The following is a 20,974-nucleotide window of genomic DNA, read 5'->3' as shown; positions in this document are numbered from 1 at the left end:
CGTTTTAGTGGGTATTTTACTTAATCCACAGCATGTATAGTTCCTTGTTGTTTATAACAAACTGTAATATTTTGCTATTGTTTTTTATAATATTAATCAGTATTGTACGCTGAAAAGTGACAACAAGAATTGTTCTATCGAGACAGTCTATGCTAGGCATACTCGCCAGAGGAGAGTTCTTACCGACTATCGGTATATCTTATCTAACTACGTGGCTCCAAGGTGGAGTGATGTCATACTTCGAAATTCGGGGTATAAAGGCCAACAACGGCTAAGCTTAAGGAAAGCAGGGGCTTTAGGCATACAGCCTGAGATTTTGTTGAAATACCTAGTTAAGCATTTATGAATTATGAATCTTTATGGCAGTTGTACCCTCTAGCTAGAGAGCAGCTTGTTCATGTTAAAAATCGGAGTGCTAAAAAGCTCAAGGGTACAGAATGCCGTGTGCTGGAGATTTTGATTGCCCAGCAAGGACAGGTAGTGTCCAAGAAAGAGTTATTCGAGAAAGTATGGGGAGAACGCGTCGTCTCTGAAAATAGTTTGACTCAGTGTGTTGCTCAGCTTCGTATTGCACTGGGTGATAGTGGTAAAGAACAAAAATTTATTAAAACAGTACCGTCTCGCGGCTACATGCTGTTTGAAAATGTGGTGGAGCTGGTGGATACCGAGCAACAAGCAGCGAGTGACCATTCGGTAGTTCCTAGCCCTAACCCTACTATACAAACGGAGCCTAAAACAGAAGATGTTAATGAGTACAGCTATCGCCAACAATTTAAATTATTGCTTGCGCTTTTATTAGCAGCTGTATTACTTATCCAAGGTTCGGCTGCTATTCACCGCTTGACATTTTCGTGGAATGTTCCACTAGACACATGGGTGAAAACTGAGCATGGTGGACGAGATTATTTCTATTTTGATAATCAGGCAAGTGAGGCTATGTATCGGTACTTGAGCGAAAACAGTAGCCATTTAAATGATTCCCCAGTGACTGACCTATTAATTTCGACCGGCGTTAGCAACTATTATTTGTCTTGTGTCTACCGATCTGAATCCAGTGGTGATCAGCAAGTGAAGAATTTGAATTTCTCACTGCGTGAAAACTTCTATTTTATTGGAGAAACAGTGCGTGATGTCTGTAGATAAGGTTCTTAAAGCGCTGTTTTTTTTGGTTGTTATTGCAACAGTGTCTAACATAGGTTTAAAACTGCGCGATGTGCCAGAGGTAATGAATGGCAAGGAGAGCCTACTTTATTACAGTAACAACCTGAGTTTTAGTCTTGATGGAGATGTCCTATTTAGTGAGGATTATCATACGATTAACTATAGGTTGTTCTTAAATCAAAAATCTCACACAAGCAGGAAAATATATGGAGAGCCTAAAGGGTTATACTTTAGTTATTACACCCAATTTTATGATAAAGGCTTGATTCAGTTTACCGATTTTACCTTTCCTGACGGTGAGCTTTCTAGAAGCCACATAACGGAAATTGAGGCTCATAACTTACGGCGTATTAGCGAAGAGAAACTGCAAGTGATACACAAAGAAGGCAAAGTCGTATGTTTTACAAAACTTTTGGATGGGGGCGTTAAATGTCACGTCCGGCGCCAATAGTGATATAAAATAGACTCTTTTAGCATCTGGCACTCTATAGAAAATAGCAAATCCTCTTTAACTTTCAATATCCTAATTGAATATTATCTTGGCAGTCATAAGACTTATTGACGCCGAATCTTAATTGTTAATCCACGTGCTCGCCTTGGCTTTAGTGTTAAAACTAAAGCCTACACATCTCTATCTAAGTGGTTGATATTTTATAGCTAGTAATAGATTAAAATAGACAATAAATGAACATTTTTTACATGTTTTAGTATAAATACACTAGTGATTGAGATTGATTTGTAATTAAAAAACAAAGACTTAATGAATATAAGTGTGATTCACAAAGGTTGTTATAACTTCATTCAAGGTTTGACGAAACTAAGGGCATTATGGATAGGTCGTTGAAAAGAGCAGCGGGGCGCACGACGCCCGCCTTTGTATTAAGCTGCATTTTCAATCCAAGATAAACCAACAAATATAGTTAAAATAAAAGAGGTAACTATGTCAGTCACATTCTTAGGAAATCCAGTTGAGCTATCCGGTGAATTACCACAACAAGGTCAAGTCGCGCCTAGTTTTACTTTGTGTGATCATGCTTTAGCTGATATTAGCCCTGAACAGTTTGAAGGCAAGAAGCTAATACTTAACATTTTCCCAAGTGTTGACACGCCTACTTGTGCTAACAGCGTTCGTGCATTCAATGAATTAGCTGAAAATCTTGAGAACACGGTTGTACTGTGTGTATCAGCAGATTTACCGTTCGCGCTAACTCGCTTTGTTGAAAAACACGACCTAAAACATGTGTCTATCGGTTCATTTTTCCGCTCACCAACGTTTGCATTGGATCACGGTGTCGCTATTTCAGATACTGTTTTGCGTGGTCTGGCTGCAAGAGCTGTGATTGTATTAGATGAAGAGCGGACAGTATTGCATTCTCAACTTGTCGCAGAAATAGCGGATGAACCTCATTACCAACAGGCAGTAGCAGCGGTAAAGGGAGTATCATCGTGAAACGAGCTCTAACTCTGCTAACAATGATAACTTCTGCTTGGGCTTATGCAGGTTTTGAGGTAACGGATCAGTCTGCTGGTTTGGGTGAAACACAGAGTGTTACTTTGGAATACAGCACAACATTCAACCTTGGTGGTCAGACGTTGGAAAAAGGCGACCTTATTCCTTCGATGATGCTTTCAACGTCAAGTCTAGAGAAAGTTGAAACTCAAGGTAGTGGTAAGGTTCGAATCTATAATGTTTTGGTGTCTGTTGATACCCCCGTTTGTGTAGAGCAAGCCATAGCATTTGATCAAATAGCTCAAGATAACCCTCAATATGATGGAAAAATCGAGTTCATAAATGTCAGCGCTGATACGCCATTTGCTCAAGCTCGGTTCATAGCTGACAAAAAGTTGAGCCAGAAGGCATCATTCTTATCAGACTCTTTTAATCACGAGTTCGGTCAAAAGACTGGAGCCCACATAGAAGAGCTATGCCTATTGTCTCGAGCTGTTATTGTGGTTGGAAAGGATGATCGCATTCTATATATCCAGCGTGTTCCAGAACTAACACAATTGCCAGACTTAAATGCTGCTATTGATATAGCCAAGCGCAATATTTAACTAATGGCCAAGCCCTAAGTGTGTTTGTGAGCGCTTAGGGCTTTGGACAGAATTCTTATATAGATTTTTATGAAATTGCTTGTCCCGCTATGCCTGGCGCTGTTTGCTGCACTAGGTTTCTATGCGGTATTTTTTCTTGTTATTGATAGCTTTGATGGTTACTCGCTTTGCAAAGAAGCATTGCGTTATCAGCAATTTCAATATCATCCCCATAGAAACCCTTGTATGTAGCGAGTTAGGTTTCTGATATGAAATAAAAAAATCCTCAGATATGAAAACATATCTGAGGAAAAATACGCAGGCATAGACAGGTATAGCCCGCAAATAGCAAATACTTTAGCTATTAATGAGGATTCATACAGGCATAGGGCCATTAATCTGAATCAGCCCAACCATTATAAATGCTCAAACATCAGCTAAATAGGTAGAGTTTTCTGCATAGCTTGCTTGTTTTGCGCAAAGAACGCTCTTACTAGAGTGGACTAGGCAAAATGCCCAATAGTGGGGCGAAAGGATATTCCCTAAAACTCGAAAGGAGGTAGGCGCTCCTAAACATAGCGCTTTAACCACTAAATTGTATTTTAAGAGGAAAGTTATGGCAGAAAGTAATATTCGCCGTCTAAATCAGCTATTGAAGGCATATAAGTGCCACAATACTTACAATGTGCTCGTTGAAGACTTGGCAGTAGCACTAGCTTCATCAAGAAGGAATGTCGCTTTGATTATAAAGCGTTTAGTTGCTTTAGGTTGGATAGAGTGGCAGCCAGCGGTTGGTCGCGGCCAGACGAGTATATTGAAAATTCAGACATCGGTTGATGAAGCACTATACCAGACGATGGTAGAGCAACTTGAAGAAGACCGCTTTGACCTTATTTCCAAATTAATTGAGCAATATAGGGAAAAAGCGGTTAGAGCACTGACTCGTGCAATGGGGATTGAGTGTGAAGGTCTCTCGGTGATACAGAAGTAAATCGAAAAATCGTGTACCAGAAGGCTTAGAACCAACGCCTCGCATACTCACCGTTTAGTTGCATTACAGTATCAAAAACAGATGTGTGGCGGATAAATTGTATGTAAAGCTGTTCTCTGTACTCAAGTTGATCGTTAGCGTTGAGTGAGTTTTTCTAAAAGAGCATCTGAGACTTTAATATGTAACACTTGGTACTCTCTGGTTGTTTTTAGTGCTTGTATGAGTCCGCATGACTGATTAGCGTAAATCGCAGACAATATGGCACCTATATTATTTTCATGTCCAGGGCACATCACAGCGGCTACCATACAGGCGATTACATTGTCGTCGGTTACGTTAAATTCGAGTAACTTTGCACAGCGAATCACTTCTTCAATACGTGTAATCATACCCTCTAGCTCTCTCGTCATTCTTGGTTACCTACATAAATGATCTCAGGTCACAAGTTATGTAAATAACGAATTTGTAAATAATTGCAAACCATATGTTGTCAGATTATAAGAATTAATTACTTTAAATAATGAAATAAAGTCTTAGGTCAATTCATTATTTATTGTTTGACCAAGGTGCTTTCTGACCTATTCATGGTGCATTAAAGGTTTAAGTTGACCAGTACAGGTGAGGCTTGGTTATCACCAAGCCTTTTAAGTTTTGATCTTTGTCTAAGAATTGCTAATTCTCTCCACTAACCATTCTATTCTCGGATCATTATTCCGCGTTTTATGCCAATACAGTTTCACTTGATAGTTAGGTACTTCAAATGGGAGTGGGGATATTTTTATCGATAATTGTTGAGCAATATGGTCAGCGTATCTTTTGGGTATGGCTAGCAAATATTCACTATCAATCACAAACATCGGAGCGGATAATACGCTGGGTGTTTTGATTGCAACTTTTCTCTTCTTTCTGAGTTTAGATAACGTGATATCAAGGATCCCTTTTGCTTCGTTCCAAGGCGTAACCACAACGTGACAATAGCTGAGAAATTTTTCCAAACTCAGTTCGCTTTGATATGGGTGCTCTTGGTGATGTAAACACACATAGTGATCATCGAACCATACTTGATTACTGATACTCTCAAAACTTTCAATTTCATGCGCAAATCCGCACACTAAATCGAACTGACTTTCTCGTAAAGCAATCTCTGGCAGCCTTTCTTCAAGATTAAGAAATTCAATTTTGATGTTTGGATAATCATGACTGAGTTTTGCGATAAAATCGCGCATGCACCAACTGGTGTAGTCAGTAACTGCTATCCTAAATGTCTGCTCGGCATTTGGGTCAAAAGCCGAAGAGAAGGTAATGCCATCTTCTATCAGGCTTATTCCTTGTATGAGTCTGTTTGCTATCGTGTTGGCGTATTCGGTCGGTTGCATTGTATTTCCAATACGCACGAACAAATCATCGTTCAACCGTTCTCGCAGCCTTTGTAGCGCATGACTGCATGCAGATTGGCTCAAATTTAAGGTATCAGCGGTTTCTTTCACTGATTTTGTTTTGTACAAAACAGCAAAGAGGTGGATGAGGTTCAAGTCGATAGAGGATAGCGAAGTCATGTTTATTGTGCATCAGCTCTCTGTAAAAAGTGCATTTCTTTCATCTACAAACAGAGGTTACACTAGTTCTAATGCCTGTCAATGTAATCAAGATCGCAAAAGGCGGGCGTTATCTTGTTATATGTAAAAAAAAGGACGCGAATGAAAACTATCACAATTAGAGAAGCGTGTATTGAAGACGCGCCATTGATCCTGCAATTTATTATTGATTTGGCCATTTATGAAAAAGCTCAGCATGAGGTGAAAACATCGCTCGCAGAATTAAAAGAGGGCTTATTTTCAAAGCACTCTACAGCTCATGCGTTGATTTGTTTAGCCGATGATAAACCGATAGGTTTTGCTGTTTATTTCTACAGTTTTTCAACATGGCTAGGAAAAAATGGCCTTTATTTAGAGGATTTATATGTCTCACCGGATCATCGCAACTTGGGAGTTGGGAAGGCAATTTTAAAACATTTGGCAAATTTGGCTATAGAAAAAGGCTGTGAGCGATTTGAGTGGTCAGTCCTTGATTGGAATCAACCTGCTATCGATTTCTATCGCTCTGTTGGTGCGAAACCTCAAGATGAATGGATAAAATATCGACTCAGTGGAGAGCGGCTAAAAGAGCTTGCACTAAGTTAGGATCATTGACTTGTTAGCCCAAGCGTTTTTTTCATTTGCTCGGGCTATTTTGCAGCTGAGCCTCCAACCATTGAATAAAGGCGGCGTTTTTGGGCCTATTTTGCTGCCCATTTAAACAGATCAAATCATAACTTAGCTCAGCGTTAACTTGGTTAAAAGGTGTGACTAATTCTCCTTTGTCCAAACTAGACTTGATGAGAGATAACCGTCCCATACCCACCCCCATTCCATTCTTTGCGGCTATCATTGCCATGTCTGCATGGTTAAATAAGTAGGTTTTTTCCTTTGTATTGATTGAGCAGAGGCTTTCATCATTTTGATTCTTCAGCCAGAGATCCCATTCTTGACTGTAGTCTCCTGTCTCTATGGATTCATTGCAGTGTATAAAAGTGATGTTAGAGAGCTGACTGAATATGCCATTTTCATTTGAAAAGTGGGTTTTGAAGTAGTCAGGACTGCACACAGGAATAAGTTTTTCATCGAATAGCTTTTGGTGATAAAAACCAGGATGCTCGCCTGAACTGTAGTAAATCGCGATATCAACAGGTTCATGCTGAAAGTTGAGCCGGCTGGCTTTGACTCTGAGTTTAACGTTCAGGTTGGGGTACAAATGCTGAAATTCGGGTAGTCTTGGTAGTAACCAACTTTGAGCAAAGGTAGGAGCCGCACCAATATAGAGTTCACCACGTAATTCATTGAATTTAATGTCTTCTAGTTCAGAAAATATCACTTCTAACGACTGATTTAACGCCTGTAGAAGCCGCTCTCCTTCCTTCGTCAGCTCTAGGCGTCGAGTCATGCGCACAAATAGGTTAAACCCGAGCTGCGCTTCTAGTGATTTAATGCGCTGGCTGACCGCTCCTTGAGTAATAAATAGTTCCTCTGCGGTTTTAGTGAAACTGAGACATTTCCCAGCCACAGAGAAAGTGTACATATTTGATAGCATCTGCTGCTTTTGCGCCATTACTCATCCCTATGAATTAGTCGTGCTAATTCATGTTACGGGTTTTTTGGTTTGTTTTGTAGGTTTTGATGTTTTTAAATTAACAATACTTATCCACTGGCAGGAAATTTCCTGATGAAAGAACATCTCAAGATCACAATTATTGGTGCTGGCTCTAGCTATACACCAGAGCTTATTGAAGGGCTCATAAAACGGCATTATGAACTCCCCATTGGAGAGCTTTGGCTGGTGGATATTAAAGATGGTGAAAATAAGGTAAGCATTATAGGTAGCCTTACACGTCGTATGCTTGAGAAAAACAACTTGTCCCATATTGCGGTACATGTGACTTTTGATCGCAGACAGGCACTTAAAGGGGCGGATTTTGTTTGTTCTCAATTTCGAGCTGGTTGTCTTGAGGGGCGGATCCGTGATGAACGTATTTCATTGAAATATGGCATGATAGGTCAAGAGACTAATGGCCTTGGGGGGTTCGCGAATGCATGCAGAACTATTCCTGTTGCACTGGAAATTTGTCGGGAAATGGAAGCCTTATGCCCTGATGCATGGCTGCTTAATTTCACTAATCCTTCGGGTATGGTAACAGAAGCAATTCTAAAACATACCAAGGTTAAAGTCGTCGGTCTGTGCAATGTCCCTGTGATTATGCAAAAGGGGATTGCTAGTATTCTAGACGCCGATGAACAAGATTTTGTTCTGCAAGTTGCTGGACTCAATCACTTTATTTGGGCACGTCAAATACTTCATGAAGGACGTGACAAAATGCAGGATGTCATGGATGAAATTCTTGCTGGTAATGATCCACTGGTACCCAGCAATATTCCTCCATTTGAGTGGCCTGCAGAGTTGTTGTGCAACATGCGGATGATCCCTTGTGCTTATTTGCGTTACTACTACACCAGTGAAGATATTCTGAATCAGGAGATCAAAGAAGCCAGTGGTGAGGGTACGCGTGGGGAAGTGGTTAAAGCTATGGAACAACGCTTGTTTGAGATCTATCGAAATCCTAATCTAAGTGAGAAACCAAAAGAGCTGGAAAAACGCGGCGGACAATATTATTCAGAAGCGGCGTGTGAACTAATGAGCTCCATTTACAATGACAAACGTACTATTATGCATATTAATACTCGCAACAATGGGGCGATTAATGGACTACCAGATGACTGCGCTGTTGAAGTGAGTTGTATGATCACCAAGGCTGGGCCAGTGCCGCTTAATGTCGCGCCTTTTCCAGACGATACCTTAAGGCTTATCCAGTTGATTAAAGAATTTGAGTCACTGACGGTCGAAGCCGCTGTTAATGGCGATCGTCACGCTGCTCATCGCGCACTAATCCTAAACCCGTTGGTCACTACGGGCACAGTTTTGGAAAAAGCCTTAGATGAAACTATTGAAGCAAATCGAGACCACATGCCTCAGTTTCGCTAGATACGCATTATGAGAAAGGTCCTTTAATCAAGGACCTTTAACGCTTGGTATCACTGATTTCCGAGATATCGCTTGGCTTTTACTAAGGCACTTTGGGGTAAGAAAAAACACTATTTTTGTTTTTTGATTTTCCGGTTTGGGTTTCTACTACATCCCAGTGTTCGATAATCAGGCCATCATGATTAAAACGGAATATGTCAATATAGCCCGTGCCTATTTCTTCTCGCCAAATATTTACAATATTGGTGTCTCTTATCAAAGCGACAACGGCAGCAAAACTGTATGCACTGGTGACGATTTTTCTTTTCATACCCCATTCGTGAAGTAGGCTATCAATGTCAGTGTGGTGAACATGTTCATAGGTCCCGTTGAGCTGATGCTGTGTATTGTTTGTTTTGTTTATAACATGATTCTCTTAAGTAAGACAGGCACTTCAGGTAACGTCCTTTTGTATTTAAATCATGATTAGAAAATATTTAATAGCCTATGATTAAAGTAATTTGCTGATTAATTTTGGTATATTTAAATGCTTTTTCTTAGTGTCAGCAACACGTTGTATTTTCGCATTTGGGTTTTGGGTTATGTAAGGAGCTTTTGAGTCTTTTACTCCTTGTCGAGCGACCATTTTTTTGATGTTTGAGCGAGATGAAGCAAGAAGGGCGGATGCTGTTAGATGAGATAAACCAGATGCCCCCATATGTTGTGGATCGGCAGCAAAACCGTCATTCTCGTGAGATTTTTCCCAATGCCCTCCAGCATGATTGAAAAGAGAGGAATTAAGATCATAGGAAATAGGCCTACGGAGGTAATCGGAAAATCTTGCCAACGCATGATACTGTACTTTCATTTCAACTGAGTGGGTACTGTATTCTTTCCGAACAGTTTGAAAGGCAGAAGTGGCGTTGATACAGCACTTAGAATAAATTAAATAGGCAGCGAGAAAGCAACCTGTTCTGCCTGTCCCTCCCCAGCAATGCGTAACAACCCCCCCATATCTCATTCTAGAGTCTACCAGCTTGCAGTATTCTAATAAGTGTTCAACTGAGGGAGCGTGCCAGTCTTCGAGGAAACAGCTATACCACTCAACAGAAGGTAATGAACCTGCTGTTGCTAACTTGGTGTCTTCCGCGCCACTACTTTCAATAGAGATGATTGTCCGCACTCCCCTTTTATATAAATTAAGTGCACAGGCATACAAATCAGGGTTACTGGCAAAACGAGACATACCAGCAAAGCAACTTTGATTTAACCATTGCAAATTTTGAGGAGGCACATCGTTTGGTAATACTCTAAACAAATAATCAAGAGGTAGCGCGTATTTTTTTAAACCGTTTGGCCCAAGTTGTTGGGTAATTTCCATCACTTTACGGGGAGAAATTGTGCTTTTATTACTGTTTTCAAGGAAATGAATCAAAGAATGCATTATTTGTTGAGTCGGGTCGTATTTTTTTAGCATGCCAAAGCATTGTCGTGATCTGGATGGTTCGTCAACACTGTCAAAAAGTCGGATGAATTTGTTTATATCGTACATAACCGCCCTCATATCGCGCATCGATTTTGTGAGATTCTGTAGAGTTTTCTTTCTTATGCTATTTAAGCAGTATGGATTATTTTTGATTAAATGCTCAATAATAATTACAACACTTGCTTCGTAGCGAAAAGCTATTGGTGCACAGAGTGTTTCTGTGCAGCGTATTTAGGTGAAAAACTGAAGTAAGAACTAGTTTCCAATAAAAATACGTAAGTCCATGAACAATCATGTTTGTGGTTAGCTGTGTATGAGTATGATTGCTATTCCCAATATTAAGCCATACTATTGCTCCTTTGGTGCATCGGGCTCACGAGTATGCTTTTGGAAAAAGTCAAACATTTAATTAATAAGTTAGGTCTCAAACCTCATCCAGAAGGTGGGTATTTCAGTGAATTTTATCGCTCTGAGGAATTTATAAAATGCCAACCCGAGAGGTTTGTGGGTGAACATGTCTATACCACCTCGATATATTATCTTTTGCAGCAAGACAATGTGTCTATGTTTCATCGACTCAAGCAAGATGAACTTTGGCATCACTACGTAGGAAGTAGTGTTGTGATACATATTTTTCATCCAGAAGAGGGGTATCAGAGACGAATTCTTGGCTGTACTTTTGAAGACGAGTTAGCTGATTACCAAGTAGTAGTTCCGAAAAACACATGGTTTGCTGCAGAAGTGAAAGATAAAACGCACTTTTCTCTAGTCGGGTGTACGACAGCACCTGGTTTTGACTTTTCTGATTGGGAGTTGGCCAATCCAGAAGCATTGACTCAGCAATATCCACAACATCGCAGTTTAATAGAAAGGATGATGATCACTCATGAATGTTACCTTGCGTAATAGAAAAAACCCGCACAATGGGCAGACTGTACGGGTAAATAAGGGCAACAATTTTTATTTGCTTTTGTTCGTTTGGAGGTTGTTGGCTAAATATCCATATCCAAACTGTTATAAAGTATTCGTGACTATTTGGAATAACTTCGTACCAGTGTAACCAACGTTAACTAAAGTAACACTTCTGTTACTTTTGGTTAAATGATAAATATGAAATTATAAATTCCATTTATGTTGTGTTTGTAGCTTATTCCATGACTTTACTATCGGTTTGAATTTGCCGTCCATTTTACCGTTTGACCGTTACTTAGTTTTGCATGAATGGAATATGCAGGAAGCTTTCTACCAGCAAAGATAACCGTATTAGCAGTAAAATTTGCAGTTATCGAGCTGCTATCACTGAATGTTGTTTGTTGCACCTGACCAAACTTATCCAGCCATTTAAAGTCGATAAGCTGTTTATCCCATAACTGCTCATGAATTGGTTGATAGCCCTGTTGGTAGTGCTGTAATACTTTTAGCCTTCGGCTTGTTGGGGAGTTGGCTTCGTCACGAGTTAAATGAACCATAGGAGGGGTATTGTAAAGCATGGATATTAAGTCGCGTTCGGTCTGCACATCACTGAATTTAAGGCTATCGCTATGCCAATGATGGCTGTTAATTACTTCATCATGGAAAACGACTTGGTAAAGTGGGATGCGAAATTGAGGTGAAAACAATAGTGTTTTGTAGGGTTCTTTAACCTTGGCGCTTTTAAAGAAAAATTCGGGTTTTTGCTCGGGGTACCAGCGTCCTAAAAAATATGGTGATTGGTGGTTGTATTTCATATCCTTATCTGTCCATCCGAAACCAACGGTTTCTAATCCATGAGCGAAAGCGATTCCAGAGGTTGTTAGGCTATTGCCGTCTTCTGAACCAAGCACTATATCGTTTTGTGTTGCTATCCAGTTCATACGTTCATTGAATGCAGATAGCATGTCGTTTTCACTGCTGCCATCCCTATAATCTTCTCTAGCCATTGCCGTTGCATCTACATCTATAAAAAGGCTATTGAATCGACCGAACTTAATTATATCTTTAACCCTTTGCTTAACGTAATCAAGTTGACAATTAGGATTCAAGTAATAGCCATTATCTCTAAATCCCTTTTTCTTTTGTCCACTCATCAATTCAATCGCACATTGCTCACGTATTGGGGTGGGTAGTTGAGCCGTCAGCCAACCATCATTTAGGCCACGGGGAATTGCGGTATTATATGAGTCATAAGTTGCAACGAGATAGCCTTCTTGTTTCGCTCTATCGACGACTTGTGGTTGATAGAAGGCTGGCATCCAATTATCCAAACCAAGCCATAGGTTTTTAAGTCCAGCTTTCTTCAAATTTGTTATCATCTCGGTCGATAAAGCTTGCCCCCAATGCTCAGAAGCAATTAGGTATTTTGAAGCGTACTTGTTAAGCCATAGCTTCTGCTGTTGTGCTGATTGGTATTGAGCTGCTATGGTATTGTTGGCAAGAGATGGTATTGGTGTTGAGTACTTTCCAGACAATGAGTTATTTATTGAATCTACCAAAAGTTGCTTATGATATCGATAAAGCTGGTTTTTTCCCTTTCGGAGAGATTTAAGCTCTTTGACAGCATTACTGGGAATGACTAAATCTGTTTGTTCAAAATACCATTGTTTCAGTCCCCACCAGTCTGCGACATCTTCAATACTAATAAGGCCTTTACCAAATAAATAAACTTGGCTGGCACCGATAAGCTTTTCCACTTGAGGGTTAAGCTCTATTTGCTTGGATAGAGTTGTTGCTTGATTATTGTCAATTCGCCACTGTCTGTATTGCTTAGCTCCATCTATCCAGCTATCACCAAGGGTTATTCGAACTTTGAAAGGTTGAGCTTGGTTAAGCTCTGTGAATTGGTGTTCGGCGAACATGTCCACATGAGATTGGGCGTTAACAAAAGATAGAATATTGTTGGTGGGGTTGACTAGATGATAGCTGATCGTTTTTGCTTTTTGTTTAGTGACCCAAAAAGGCATTTTTAGATCTTGCGTCGTATTTGCCGTTGAGTAATTTTCTTCAAGGTAGTTTGCCCAATTGTTATTATTAGTAGGTATACGCATTCCCTCACTAAATGGTAAGTAAAGTGTTTCTGTCTCCTCTTGAGGCAAATCGAACCAACTTAGAGTCAAGGGGTGACCACGCTTGATGGCGGTTTTTTGGGGAACAGAGAACGTTATCTCCAAGGCTTGTTCTGATAATCTTGCCGTGACTTTAAGCTTACTTGGGAGCAGAGACCATTCAGCTTGATTGTTAGAGTTATTGATGATCTTTGTACTTGTCTGAGTTTTTCCATTCACAACTAAAGATGGGCTATTGACTGTAATGTCATTCCATCTGACGGCTAAATCATCTGGTGATATGATGATTTTATTAGTTTCATCACCTAATGTTAGATTTTGTGAATATACCGTTTGGGTAGCCATCAAAAGTGGTAAAGTGGTGATCAAGGTTAAAAGCTTGGACTGAAAAAACATAACAAATTCCTTATACACAATGAACAGCTATTAGAACGAATTTAATGTGAGGAAATGTCTCCCATATGTCTCAATTTTTCGAAGCAATACACTGTTCAAGGGGTAAGAGGAATAGCGATCCGCTGTATATACTCAATTTTTACATTTTGTTGATACTCGAAAATAGAAGCGGTAGCGCTAAGATTTTTGGCTCCTTGAGGTTTGTGCTTCGAAGTAGGAATAGGTGTTGTAGATTGGGTAATGGGGATACGGCGTCCAAGTAAATTATATTGACTATCAAACCATTGCCATGCAGCTATTGGATTAGTACATCCGGCTGTTTCAAGTGGCAAATTAACAGTTAACTGTTGAATGGTGTTATCTAGCTTAAGCCAGTTCTGATTGCTGGGTTGTGAGATTACTAAACGGTAAGTACTCTCTCCAGTCTTAAGTTGATAAATACCTGATCTTGGTTCAACAAGTATTTCTTTGCTCTCGATTTCTTGATAGCTTTTCTGGCGGGCTAGTAGACCTTCTAACAAGACACTCTTTGATGGTGATATTAGTTTAACATTAGAAGGAGCAGAGACACTCTCGGCCGATAATTTAATCTGAAATCCCTGAGATGATAGGCCTGAGCGTCGTATAAAGGTAACACTGATATCTGCTGGAAGAGACTCATCATGGTCAAAAAGCTCCTGACCACAAGACGTTTGTTTGAGGATCTCTTGCTTCGCCGGTAGCCAATATTGACTGTCAATATTGTTATTACTCATGGCTAAGATAAGTTCTTGCCACGCAAGTTGAGGTTGATGATTGACAAGCGCTTGATAGACAGGTTGAAGAGGCGTGTCAGCAAACCAGCTCGCCTGCACACTATGGATTTGGCTGAAAGTAGAAAGCGCAATTAATAGGGTTTTTCTCTTCATAATGCTTTATTAAGCCGATAGCCGACTCCACGGTGAGTTTCAATATTGAGTACAGGTAGTTTTTGTCTCAAGCGCAAAATATGATTATCTACTGTCCGAGTACTCGGGAATGCTTGATAGCCCCATACTTTGTTAAGTAATTCATCTCGATGGAACACTCGTCCTTGATTCTGGATAAGTAAGACCAATAGCTGAAATTCCTTTGGCTTGAGAGAAACGTCTTGATCCTCAAATACGGCTTGTCTTTTGGCGAGGTGTATTTCGATACTGTCATAATATATATAACTTTCCCCTAAAGGCCTGAGCTGGCTTGCAATTCGCGCCAAAAGCTCTTGGTTTGAAAAAGGCTTAGTGACATAGTCTTTTGCTCCTGTCATTAGCCCTTCTATCTTTTGTTGTGTTTCAACTTGAGCGGTGAGTATGATGACGGGTAGAGCTTTTAGCAATAACCAAGTAGGAAGATGCTTTAAGCTGTCTCCATCACTGAGCTGCCTGTCAAGGATAACGAGATCGGCTTTATACCAGTATTTCTCTACCTTACTCGATTCTTGAGCCCATAAGCACTGGTATCCATTAGACTCGAAAAAAGCCACCAGACCTTGGCCAAGTAAGATGTCATCTTCAATTAAAAGCAATGTTTTCATAGTGGTAGGACCAAAATACAACGAGTTGGGTGACGATAAATTTTTAGTTTACCGCCCATCATAGTTATTAAATGCCTTACAATACTTAGCCCCATTCCCATGTTATCTGAATTTGGTTTGTTTATAGCTCCGGTTATAAAGCGTGATATAGCGCTAGGAAAGTCTCCTTGGTCTGATACCTCTATTTTAAGCTTGTCAGTCAAAGTGACTGAAACCAAAATGTCTCCTTTACCATGTTGTTTAGCATTTCTCACTAAGTTATCAAGGCAAATTGAAAGCCAGTAATAGGGTAAACTTAGCTCTCTATCCTGATTAAGGTGATAAGCTACGCTGTGTTTCTCGCACATATGATCTAGCCAATCCCTGATATAGGCGCTTTGTTCTAACAATTGATGGGAGTTGTGTGTGCTTAAGTAGACTTTACTGCTTTCTGTAAGTTGGGCCAGTCTTTGGTGATCAGAGACTAGCCTCCATACAACTTGTTGAGTTTCTTCTGTTAACTGTTCAAATTGATCACGCAGCATTTCAACGGTCAGCCCTAAGCTGGTAATCGGTGTACGAAGTTCATGAGTGAGTAGTTGTAAAATAAAGCGTTTCTCTCGGTTTTGCTGTCTTTTAAAATACACGCCTCTACCAAATATAAACAGTAATATGACTGAAATACTGACGATTATAAAACGTTGTAGCAACAGGTTATTGTTTTGCTGACTGATGCAGAGGTTACTATATCTAAGCTCACAACTTGGACCTGTAAATTTGATATTTAATTCATGGGCAATAGGGCGCCATGTACTGCTTGAAATGGCTTTCCAACCTTGTTCTGCACTTAACCATAATGTGTCGTTTTCCATCCAAGCTTGATATCCATTAAACAATGCTTCCCTTCCTTCAATGGAGAGGGTAGAGAGAGGCTTATGTAAGGGATGTCTTGGGTCATAAAGGGTTAAATATTGCAGTAGATTATCACTTGGAGTGACGTTTGACTTCGTAGACAGGTAACGCTCTAAAAAGCTACCTCCAGCAGGATGTATAGGGTCATGTGTTAAGAACCATGTGTCATCGATAGGTTGGTTGTTACAAAGAGCAAGCTCAAACTCGGTTGCTGCTAACAGATGTGTTTGAACAGGGCTGATAGTTTGACAAGTTTTTGAAACGTCGTACAAAAACTGAATATCTTCCCAAGTGTAACGCGAAAAATTAGGATAACGGGCGTTTGCTCTGAGCAGTTTTGGCAAAAAAAGATTGAACTGCTCAGCAGTGACTATCAATGAACCAGTTTGCCAATTACGTTGATAAAAAGATTGCCACTGCTCTTGTATATTTGCAGCTAAACAAACACAAGGAAACAAAGCCGTGAACAAAATTTTCAGATGAAAAGCACGCATCCCTATACTCGATTGAGGAGAAGACACCAGATTTTATAGAATAAAAAATAAAAATTGTAACTTATGTGTCAACAATGTTTCTGGATCCTTTTTTATACCAACGGAGCTAAGTTGTTGTGAGACACGTCATAATGGATCGTTAGGCACTAAAACAGCCACCGACATGGGTGTCGGTAGCTGTGAAGAGCTTCAACACTGACACGCCAAGCAATTTATGCATGGTGATTATTACTCAGTTGATTATTGATACTGGCTCTTAATTTTATCTAATTCACCAGATTGTGAGATTTGATCAAGGCCTTTTTGTAGCTTATTGACGTACTCATCTGGTGTATCTGAACTCAGGCTGTAATAGAGCTGTCCTTCACTGAGAGTGTAAGCAACGTTAAATTTACTCGGATCAACGTTTGCAGCCTTCATTAGGTAAGTCGCTACGCTTTGTTCATAAGCCAACATGTCAATTCGACCTGCGGCAAGTTGTTTTATTAGCAGATCGGCACCCGGTGATACTTTCATTGCAGAAGCGGGAACGCCTACTTTTTTCAAAAGCGCTTCTCCTACATCGTCTCTAACCACGCCGATTTTGTATTTGCCGAGTTCTGATGGGTCGCTCACGGTGACATTTTTATTGGAAAAAACCACCACTTTTGTCGCGATAATCGGGCCTACCCATTTGAATTTCGGCTCTCTCTCTTCAGTTCGGGTTGTCGCGAAAAGTGCTACTTTTGGACCTTTCAGCGCAGCGTCATAACCCCGAGCCCAAGGCTGAAGTTTTACTTTACTGCGTGATACAGGTTCGCCTACGGCTTTAGTCGCCGCCTCTAAGACATCAATAGAAAGACCTTTCAACTCTTTGTTTTCATTGTAATTAAAAGGAGGGTAGGATTCAGTGATATAGTTAAGATCATTTAGGTTATTTGCAAAGATTGATGTAGAGAAAAACATACAAATAAACAGCAAGACTCTCATGGTTGAACCTCATTAAATGGTTAGTACACAATGCAGTATAGTTGTTTTTTACAAAACCAAGTGCGGCGATTAGGTAACAGGAACCAATTGCGTGTCTGTAAGGCCCTTATTTAAAGAAGAGTATTCTGGGTTGATTTGGTGTTTTTATTTAAAAAAACAATGATTTAAATATTTAACTATGATGTAGAGAATAAGGTAGGTCCTTGAATCAGCATGTGTTAATACTGTTACTGGTACAGTATTCACCACTAATTTAGGCTAATTACAAAGACTTGGTTCATAATTATAGAGTTTTTGACATATATAGGTCTGAGAGTGGGACGTTGGAGAATTTGGCTGGTAGTTTATGCTCCAGCATTAGCATGGGCATGTTTGTCACTTCTTGAGTCTACTTGGTGGGTAGAGAATATTGTTTCCTATCCAGGATTATTTTTGGTGATTTACTCCCTACTTACGTTGTTAATGATGTTAGGTCAAAGGTGGGCACCAAGTGCAATATGTATTGTTTTGGCTGGTGCGTTTGGATTAATGTCTCCCAAGCCACACGAGAACTTGGTTGGGCAATGTACAAATTCCGTTTCTATTATTCAGTACAACCTTTATTACGAAAATCCAAGCATCAATTCTTTCATTAACTATTTGTTGACTAAGCCTGCTGATTTAGTGGTAATGCAAGAAGTTGCTCCGGAAGTTGGGGAAAAATTGAAGTTATTAGATGATATTTATCCTTATTCTTATGGAGGACAGGAAGGTGTAGGCTATCCTTCGAGTCAAATGATTCTTAGTGTGTCACCGCTAAAAAATATGTCAGTGTTTAAGACACCCGACGCTCAGAGCATTATTCGCGGTACTTGGCACCCTAATCGCCAGGTTCCCATTTCTCTCATCGTTGCTCACCCTCCTTCACCTATGACAGAGGAGTTATGGTATCGGCGTAATGCTCTGATAAAAACCATTGAATCCCTGCTTTCAGTATATCCAAGTGATGAAGCTCTCGTGGTTGGTGATTTCAACTTGTCGGCGACAAGCTTACGGTTTGCGAGGATGTTTCCAACTTTTCAGAAAGCGCCAGTGGCGAGTTGGCCGAATTGGATTGCATCATTTCGAGCACCGACGGCTTCCATGATAGCGATTGATCACCTATGGTTGCAGTCGGTTAATGCTGGAAGAAAAATATGCCAACGATACAGTTTACCTATGCCAACCGGGTCTGATCACTTACTGGTGAAGACTGAGGTTGGCTATTGACATGTCCATCTATGGTTTGCGTGGCTTACCCTTGGTCATTCTGAGAGTTGGCTTTTGAAAAAACTCAACTGTTAAAGCCGTGTAATACTCAAAAGCCATCAATCGATATTTGTTACTCTGCAACACCACCTTGCGTGAGTTTACTTGGATCAAGTAAGCGCTCAAGAGTTGCTCTGTCGAGTTCGGTTTCTTGCTCCGCAACATCAATGATTGCTTGTCCATTTTTATATGCTTTTTTAGCGATCTCTGCTGCTTTTAGGTAGCCTATCACTGGGTTTAATGCGGTCACAAGGATAGGGTTTTTTGCCAAAGCAACTTGTAAATTGTCCTCACTTACCGTGAAAGAAGAAATGGCTTTGTCTGCCAATGCTAAAGCGCTGTTAGCAAGCAAGTGTATACTCTCTAATACATTATGTGCAATGACAGGTAGCATTACATTCAGTTGAAAATTGCCAGACTGGCCAGCGATGGTAATAGTTGTGTCATTACCTATTACCTGCGCTGCTGACATTGCGACGGCTTCTGGGATCACGGGGTTTACCTTGCCGGGCATAATGGAAGATCCTGGCTGAAGTCCTTGAAGTTCGATCTCACCTAAGCCCGCTAGTGGGCCTGAATTCATCCAGCGAAGATCATTGGAAATTTTCATCATCGACACTGCAGCGGTTTTAAGTTGTCCTGAAAGAGCGACTATCGCGTCTTGACTGCCGAGGTTGTAAAAAAAGTTTTCGCTGGATGTGAAATGTAGCCGGGTAGCTTGTGATAGGTTATCGGCGAATGCAGACGCAAACCTTGGGTCAGCGTTAATTCCTGTACCAACAGCGGTACCACCTTGCGCGAGAGCCTTTACGTTACCAAGGCTTTGCTCAATACCGACCTTTGCTTGCTCAAGTTGGTATTGCCAGCACCCAAGCTCTTGATCAAAAGTGACCGGCATTGCGTCCATTAGGTGAGTTCGGCCGGTTTTTACGAGATGTCCGATCTCATTACGCTTACTTTTTAAAACTGAAATGAGGTGATTTAACGCTGGCATAAGCTGATTTTCAACAGACAGTGTGCAGCTGAGTTGAATAGCGGTGGGGATAACATCATTACTGCTTTGTCCCATATTAACATGATCGTTTGGATTCACGTCCCCGCCAAGTGCTTTACTTGCTAGAGTTGCAATCACTTCATTGGCGTTCATGTTGGAACTGGTTCCTGAACCGGTTTGAAATACATCAATAGGAAACTGATCGTGATACTGACCATCAATGATATATTGAGCAGCGTCTGCAATTGCATTGGCAATATCGCCCTCCATTAAGCCAAGTTGTGCGTTAGTCAAAGCCGCAGACTGTTTGATATAGGCTAGTGACTGGATGAAAGTGCTTGGCATGGTGTGATTACTGAAATGAAAATTGTCTACAGCTCGCTGTGTTTGTGCTTGATAAAGTGCATCAGTGGGTACTTTGACTTCACCCATACTGTCTTGTTCGACGCGAAATTCTGGTTGAGAAGGAGTTTGTGTCATGAGAGATCCTATAAATTTAGTCAAGCGGCATGCGAATACGCTGCAAGTTTTGTTGTAGTTGTAGAAATTTTTTATCGCCGTTTTCCAATTGATGGTAATAACGTTTTAAACATAGAAGAGGGGTATGGATTGCATCTAGGCAAACTCGACGGAAGATTTTGCCCCTGCATGGATCTTGAATAGCATCAATCAGGTGGAAATAGACTTGGCGCAGATAAAATTCACAGAGCAAAGCATTTTCGTATTCAGTATCTTGCTCATACATGGATGATAAAGCCATTGCTGAATGTATATACTCATGAACAATATCGGGCTCAAACCCATATGGGGTGTAGCTATCTAAAAATCTGTCTTGAGCTTTAAAGAATGCATTGTAAAGCGGTGTTTGGGAATCCATACTGACCTCGACTTTTTCGGTAATGATAATTATTATCGTTTTAGTGATTGTAATCAACCTTGTTTGTTATATCTATACCATAAGAGTGTGATTGAGCGCATGTAACTGATACATAACTCTCTAATAAATCAGGACTTACTATACAGTTTGAGCGCTAGTTATAGACGTTATTATTGGTATCTAGGTTTGTTTCGAGTCATTGAAAAATCGAATTTTTGTCATGATTTATGGTAAGCGGGGGGGATTAACC

21 protein-coding genes are annotated in these 20,974 nt (G+C 40.4%); 9 read left to right on the top strand and 12 right to left on the bottom strand.

The window, feature by feature from the left end; all coding sequences use genetic code 11:
* Window positions 1-342: 342 nt before the first annotated feature.
* The 5 genes from FIV01_RS16680 to FIV01_RS16660 all read left to right on the top strand — a co-directional run bounded on the left by FIV01_RS16680 (window position 343) and on the right by FIV01_RS16660 (window position 4,186).
* Window positions 343-1,143, top strand: a complete 801-nt coding sequence (locus tag FIV01_RS16680; RefSeq protein ID WP_152432113.1) for a winged helix-turn-helix domain-containing protein — start codon at window positions 343-345, stop codon at window positions 1,141-1,143.
* Window positions 1,130-1,612, top strand: coding sequence for a hypothetical protein (locus FIV01_RS16675; RefSeq protein WP_152432112.1), 483 nt, complete (start codon window positions 1,130-1,132; stop codon window positions 1,610-1,612). Before FIV01_RS16680 ends, FIV01_RS16675 begins: the two co-directional genes overlap by 14 nt.
* Window positions 1,613-2,101: 489 nt before the next feature.
* Window positions 2,102-2,611, top strand: coding sequence for a thiol peroxidase (gene tpx / locus FIV01_RS16670; protein ID WP_152432111.1), 510 nt, complete (start codon window positions 2,102-2,104; stop codon window positions 2,609-2,611).
* On the top strand, window positions 2,608-3,216 hold the full coding sequence (locus FIV01_RS16665; protein WP_246210514.1) for a redoxin family protein: 609 nt from the start codon (window positions 2,608-2,610) through the stop codon (window positions 3,214-3,216). The genes tpx and FIV01_RS16665 overlap by 4 nt, the downstream gene beginning before the upstream one ends.
* A 595-nt stretch (window positions 3,217-3,811) precedes the next feature.
* On the top strand, window positions 3,812-4,186 hold the full coding sequence (locus FIV01_RS16660; RefSeq protein ID WP_152432110.1) for an SgrR family transcriptional regulator: 375 nt from the start codon (window positions 3,812-3,814) through the stop codon (window positions 4,184-4,186).
* Window positions 4,187-4,320: 134 nt separating this feature from the next.
* Here the strand turns inward: FIV01_RS16660 and FIV01_RS16655 are convergent, their stop codons facing one another.
* Together FIV01_RS16655 and FIV01_RS16650 are read right to left on the bottom strand one after the other, a co-directional pair.
* The gene (locus FIV01_RS16655) at window positions 4,321-4,596 is read right to left on the bottom strand and encodes a hypothetical protein (RefSeq protein WP_246210513.1); all 276 of its coding nucleotides are present in this window, start codon (window positions 4,594-4,596) and stop codon (window positions 4,321-4,323) included.
* A gap of 252 nt (window positions 4,597-4,848) precedes the next feature.
* Window positions 4,849-5,742 (bottom strand): LysR family transcriptional regulator, encoded by an 894-nt coding sequence (locus tag FIV01_RS16650; RefSeq protein WP_152432109.1) that lies wholly within the window; start codon window positions 5,740-5,742, stop codon window positions 4,849-4,851.
* Window positions 5,743-5,883: 141 nt separating this feature from the next.
* Between FIV01_RS16650 and FIV01_RS16645 the strand changes: the two genes are divergently transcribed.
* Window positions 5,884-6,366, top strand: coding sequence for a GNAT family N-acetyltransferase (locus FIV01_RS16645; protein WP_152432108.1), 483 nt, complete (start codon window positions 5,884-5,886; stop codon window positions 6,364-6,366).
* A gap of 31 nt (window positions 6,367-6,397) precedes the next feature.
* Here FIV01_RS16645 and FIV01_RS16640 read toward each other — a convergent pair whose 3' ends face one another.
* Window positions 6,398-7,330, bottom strand: a complete 933-nt coding sequence (locus tag FIV01_RS16640) for a LysR substrate-binding domain-containing protein (protein WP_152432107.1) — start codon at window positions 7,328-7,330, stop codon at window positions 6,398-6,400.
* A gap of 114 nt (window positions 7,331-7,444) precedes the next feature.
* Here FIV01_RS16640 and FIV01_RS16635 point away from each other — a divergent pair, with 114 nt between their 5' ends.
* Window positions 7,445-8,758 carry a 6-phospho-beta-glucosidase gene (locus FIV01_RS16635; protein ID WP_152432106.1) on the top strand — a complete coding sequence of 438 codons (1,314 nt, stop codon included), beginning with the start codon at window positions 7,445-7,447 and terminating at the stop codon, window positions 8,756-8,758.
* 82 nt (window positions 8,759-8,840) lie between these two features.
* Here FIV01_RS16635 and FIV01_RS16630 read toward each other — a convergent pair whose 3' ends face one another.
* Together FIV01_RS16630 and FIV01_RS16625 are read right to left on the bottom strand one after the other, a co-directional pair.
* Entirely contained in the window at window positions 8,841-9,068 is a 228-nt protein-coding gene (locus FIV01_RS16630; RefSeq protein ID WP_152432105.1) for a hypothetical protein, read from the bottom strand.
* A 180-nt stretch (window positions 9,069-9,248) separates the two neighbouring features.
* Complete coding sequence (locus FIV01_RS16625) at window positions 9,249-10,289, bottom strand: protein-tyrosine phosphatase family protein (RefSeq protein WP_246210512.1); 1,041 nt, start codon at window positions 10,287-10,289, stop codon at window positions 9,249-9,251.
* A gap of 315 nt (window positions 10,290-10,604) precedes the next feature.
* On the opposite strand from FIV01_RS16625, the gene FIV01_RS16620 reads away from it, so the two are divergent.
* Window positions 10,605-11,129: a cupin domain-containing protein gene (locus FIV01_RS16620; RefSeq protein ID WP_152432104.1), complete on the top strand. Its 525-nt coding sequence runs from the start codon at window positions 10,605-10,607 to the stop codon at window positions 11,127-11,129.
* 257 nt (window positions 11,130-11,386) lie between these two features.
* Here FIV01_RS16620 and FIV01_RS16615 read toward each other — a convergent pair whose 3' ends face one another.
* The 5 genes from FIV01_RS16615 to FIV01_RS16595 form a co-directional block, all read right to left on the bottom strand.
* Window positions 11,387-13,660: a glycoside hydrolase gene (locus FIV01_RS16615; RefSeq protein ID WP_152432103.1), complete on the bottom strand. Its 2,274-nt coding sequence runs from the start codon at window positions 13,658-13,660 to the stop codon at window positions 11,387-11,389.
* 95 nt (window positions 13,661-13,755) lie between these two features.
* Window positions 13,756-14,568, bottom strand: a complete 813-nt coding sequence (locus FIV01_RS16610; RefSeq protein WP_152432102.1) for a DUF2861 family protein — start codon at window positions 14,566-14,568, stop codon at window positions 13,756-13,758.
* On the bottom strand, window positions 14,565-15,212 hold the full coding sequence (locus FIV01_RS16605; RefSeq protein WP_152432101.1) for a response regulator transcription factor: 648 nt from the start codon (window positions 15,210-15,212) through the stop codon (window positions 14,565-14,567). Before FIV01_RS16605 ends, FIV01_RS16610 begins: the two co-directional genes overlap by 4 nt.
* The gene (locus FIV01_RS16600) at window positions 15,209-16,597 is read right to left on the bottom strand and encodes an ATP-binding protein (RefSeq protein WP_152432100.1); all 1,389 of its coding nucleotides are present in this window, start codon (window positions 16,595-16,597) and stop codon (window positions 15,209-15,211) included. Before FIV01_RS16600 ends, FIV01_RS16605 begins: the two co-directional genes overlap by 4 nt.
* Window positions 16,598-16,837: 240 nt before the next feature.
* Complete coding sequence (locus tag FIV01_RS16595) at window positions 16,838-17,566, bottom strand: substrate-binding periplasmic protein (protein WP_152432099.1); 729 nt, start codon at window positions 17,564-17,566, stop codon at window positions 16,838-16,840.
* Window positions 17,567-17,881: 315 nt separating this feature from the next.
* Here FIV01_RS16595 and FIV01_RS16590 point away from each other — a divergent pair, with 315 nt between their 5' ends.
* Window positions 17,882-18,814 (top strand): endonuclease/exonuclease/phosphatase family protein, encoded by a 933-nt coding sequence (locus tag FIV01_RS16590; protein ID WP_152432098.1) that lies wholly within the window; start codon window positions 17,882-17,884, stop codon window positions 18,812-18,814.
* A gap of 112 nt (window positions 18,815-18,926) precedes the next feature.
* Here the strand turns inward: FIV01_RS16590 and FIV01_RS16585 are convergent, their stop codons facing one another.
* On the bottom strand, window positions 18,927-20,327 hold the full coding sequence (locus tag FIV01_RS16585; protein ID WP_152432097.1) for a class II fumarate hydratase: 1,401 nt from the start codon (window positions 20,325-20,327) through the stop codon (window positions 18,927-18,929).
* A 16-nt stretch (window positions 20,328-20,343) separates the two neighbouring features.
* Window positions 20,344-20,724 carry a hypothetical protein gene (locus FIV01_RS16580; RefSeq protein ID WP_152432096.1) on the bottom strand — a complete coding sequence of 127 codons (381 nt, stop codon included), beginning with the start codon at window positions 20,722-20,724 and terminating at the stop codon, window positions 20,344-20,346.
* Window positions 20,725-20,974 lie beyond the last annotated feature (250 nt).

It is taken from the genome of Vibrio aquimaris (genome assembly GCF_009363415.1).
GTDB lineage: Bacteria > Pseudomonadota > Gammaproteobacteria > Enterobacterales > Vibrionaceae > Vibrio > Vibrio aquimaris.
The sequence above is the reverse complement of the archived record's forward strand: the minus strand, read 5'-3'. Positions and strand labels throughout refer to the sequence as shown.

Bases quoted from the DNA above. Each gene is read 5' to 3' on its own strand.
- FIV01_RS16680 (WP_152432113.1), top strand. From the start codon at position 343: ATGAATTATGAATCTTTATGGCAGTTGTACCCTCTAGCTAGAGAGCAG.
- FIV01_RS16675 (WP_152432112.1), top strand. From the start codon at position 1,130: ATGTCTGTAGATAAGGTTCTTAAAGCGCTGTTTTTTTTGGTTGTTATT.
- tpx (WP_152432111.1), top strand. From the start codon at position 2,102: ATGTCAGTCACATTCTTAGGAAATCCAGTTGAGCTATCCGGTGAATTA.
- FIV01_RS16660 (WP_152432110.1), top strand. From the start codon at position 3,812: ATGGCAGAAAGTAATATTCGCCGTCTAAATCAGCTATTGAAGGCATAT.
- FIV01_RS16655 (WP_246210513.1), bottom strand. From the start codon at position 4,596: ATGACGAGAGAGCTAGAGGGTATGATTACACGTATTGAAGAAGTGATT.
- FIV01_RS16650 (WP_152432109.1), bottom strand. From the start codon at position 5,742: ATGACTTCGCTATCCTCTATCGACTTGAACCTCATCCACCTCTTTGCT.
- FIV01_RS16645 (WP_152432108.1), top strand. From the start codon at position 5,884: ATGAAAACTATCACAATTAGAGAAGCGTGTATTGAAGACGCGCCATTG.
- FIV01_RS16640 (WP_152432107.1), bottom strand. From the start codon at position 7,330: ATGGCGCAAAAGCAGCAGATGCTATCAAATATGTACACTTTCTCTGTG.
- FIV01_RS16635 (WP_152432106.1), top strand. From the start codon at position 7,445: ATGAAAGAACATCTCAAGATCACAATTATTGGTGCTGGCTCTAGCTAT.
- FIV01_RS16630 (WP_152432105.1), bottom strand. From the start codon at position 9,068: ATGAAAAGAAAAATCGTCACCAGTGCATACAGTTTTGCTGCCGTTGTC.
- FIV01_RS16625 (WP_246210512.1), bottom strand. From the start codon at position 10,289: ATGTACGATATAAACAAATTCATCCGACTTTTTGACAGTGTTGACGAA.
- FIV01_RS16620 (WP_152432104.1), top strand. From the start codon at position 10,605: ATGCTTTTGGAAAAAGTCAAACATTTAATTAATAAGTTAGGTCTCAAA.
- FIV01_RS16615 (WP_152432103.1), bottom strand. From the start codon at position 13,660: ATGTTTTTTCAGTCCAAGCTTTTAACCTTGATCACCACTTTACCACTT.
- FIV01_RS16610 (WP_152432102.1), bottom strand. From the start codon at position 14,568: ATGAAGAGAAAAACCCTATTAATTGCGCTTTCTACTTTCAGCCAAATC.
- FIV01_RS16605 (WP_152432101.1), bottom strand. From the start codon at position 15,212: ATGAAAACATTGCTTTTAATTGAAGATGACATCTTACTTGGCCAAGGT.
- FIV01_RS16600 (WP_152432100.1), bottom strand. From the start codon at position 16,597: ATGCGTGCTTTTCATCTGAAAATTTTGTTCACGGCTTTGTTTCCTTGT.
- FIV01_RS16595 (WP_152432099.1), bottom strand. From the start codon at position 17,566: ATGAGAGTCTTGCTGTTTATTTGTATGTTTTTCTCTACATCAATCTTT.
- FIV01_RS16585 (WP_152432097.1), bottom strand. From the start codon at position 20,327: ATGACACAAACTCCTTCTCAACCAGAATTTCGCGTCGAACAAGACAGT.
- FIV01_RS16580 (WP_152432096.1), bottom strand. From the start codon at position 20,724: ATGGATTCCCAAACACCGCTTTACAATGCATTCTTTAAAGCTCAAGAC.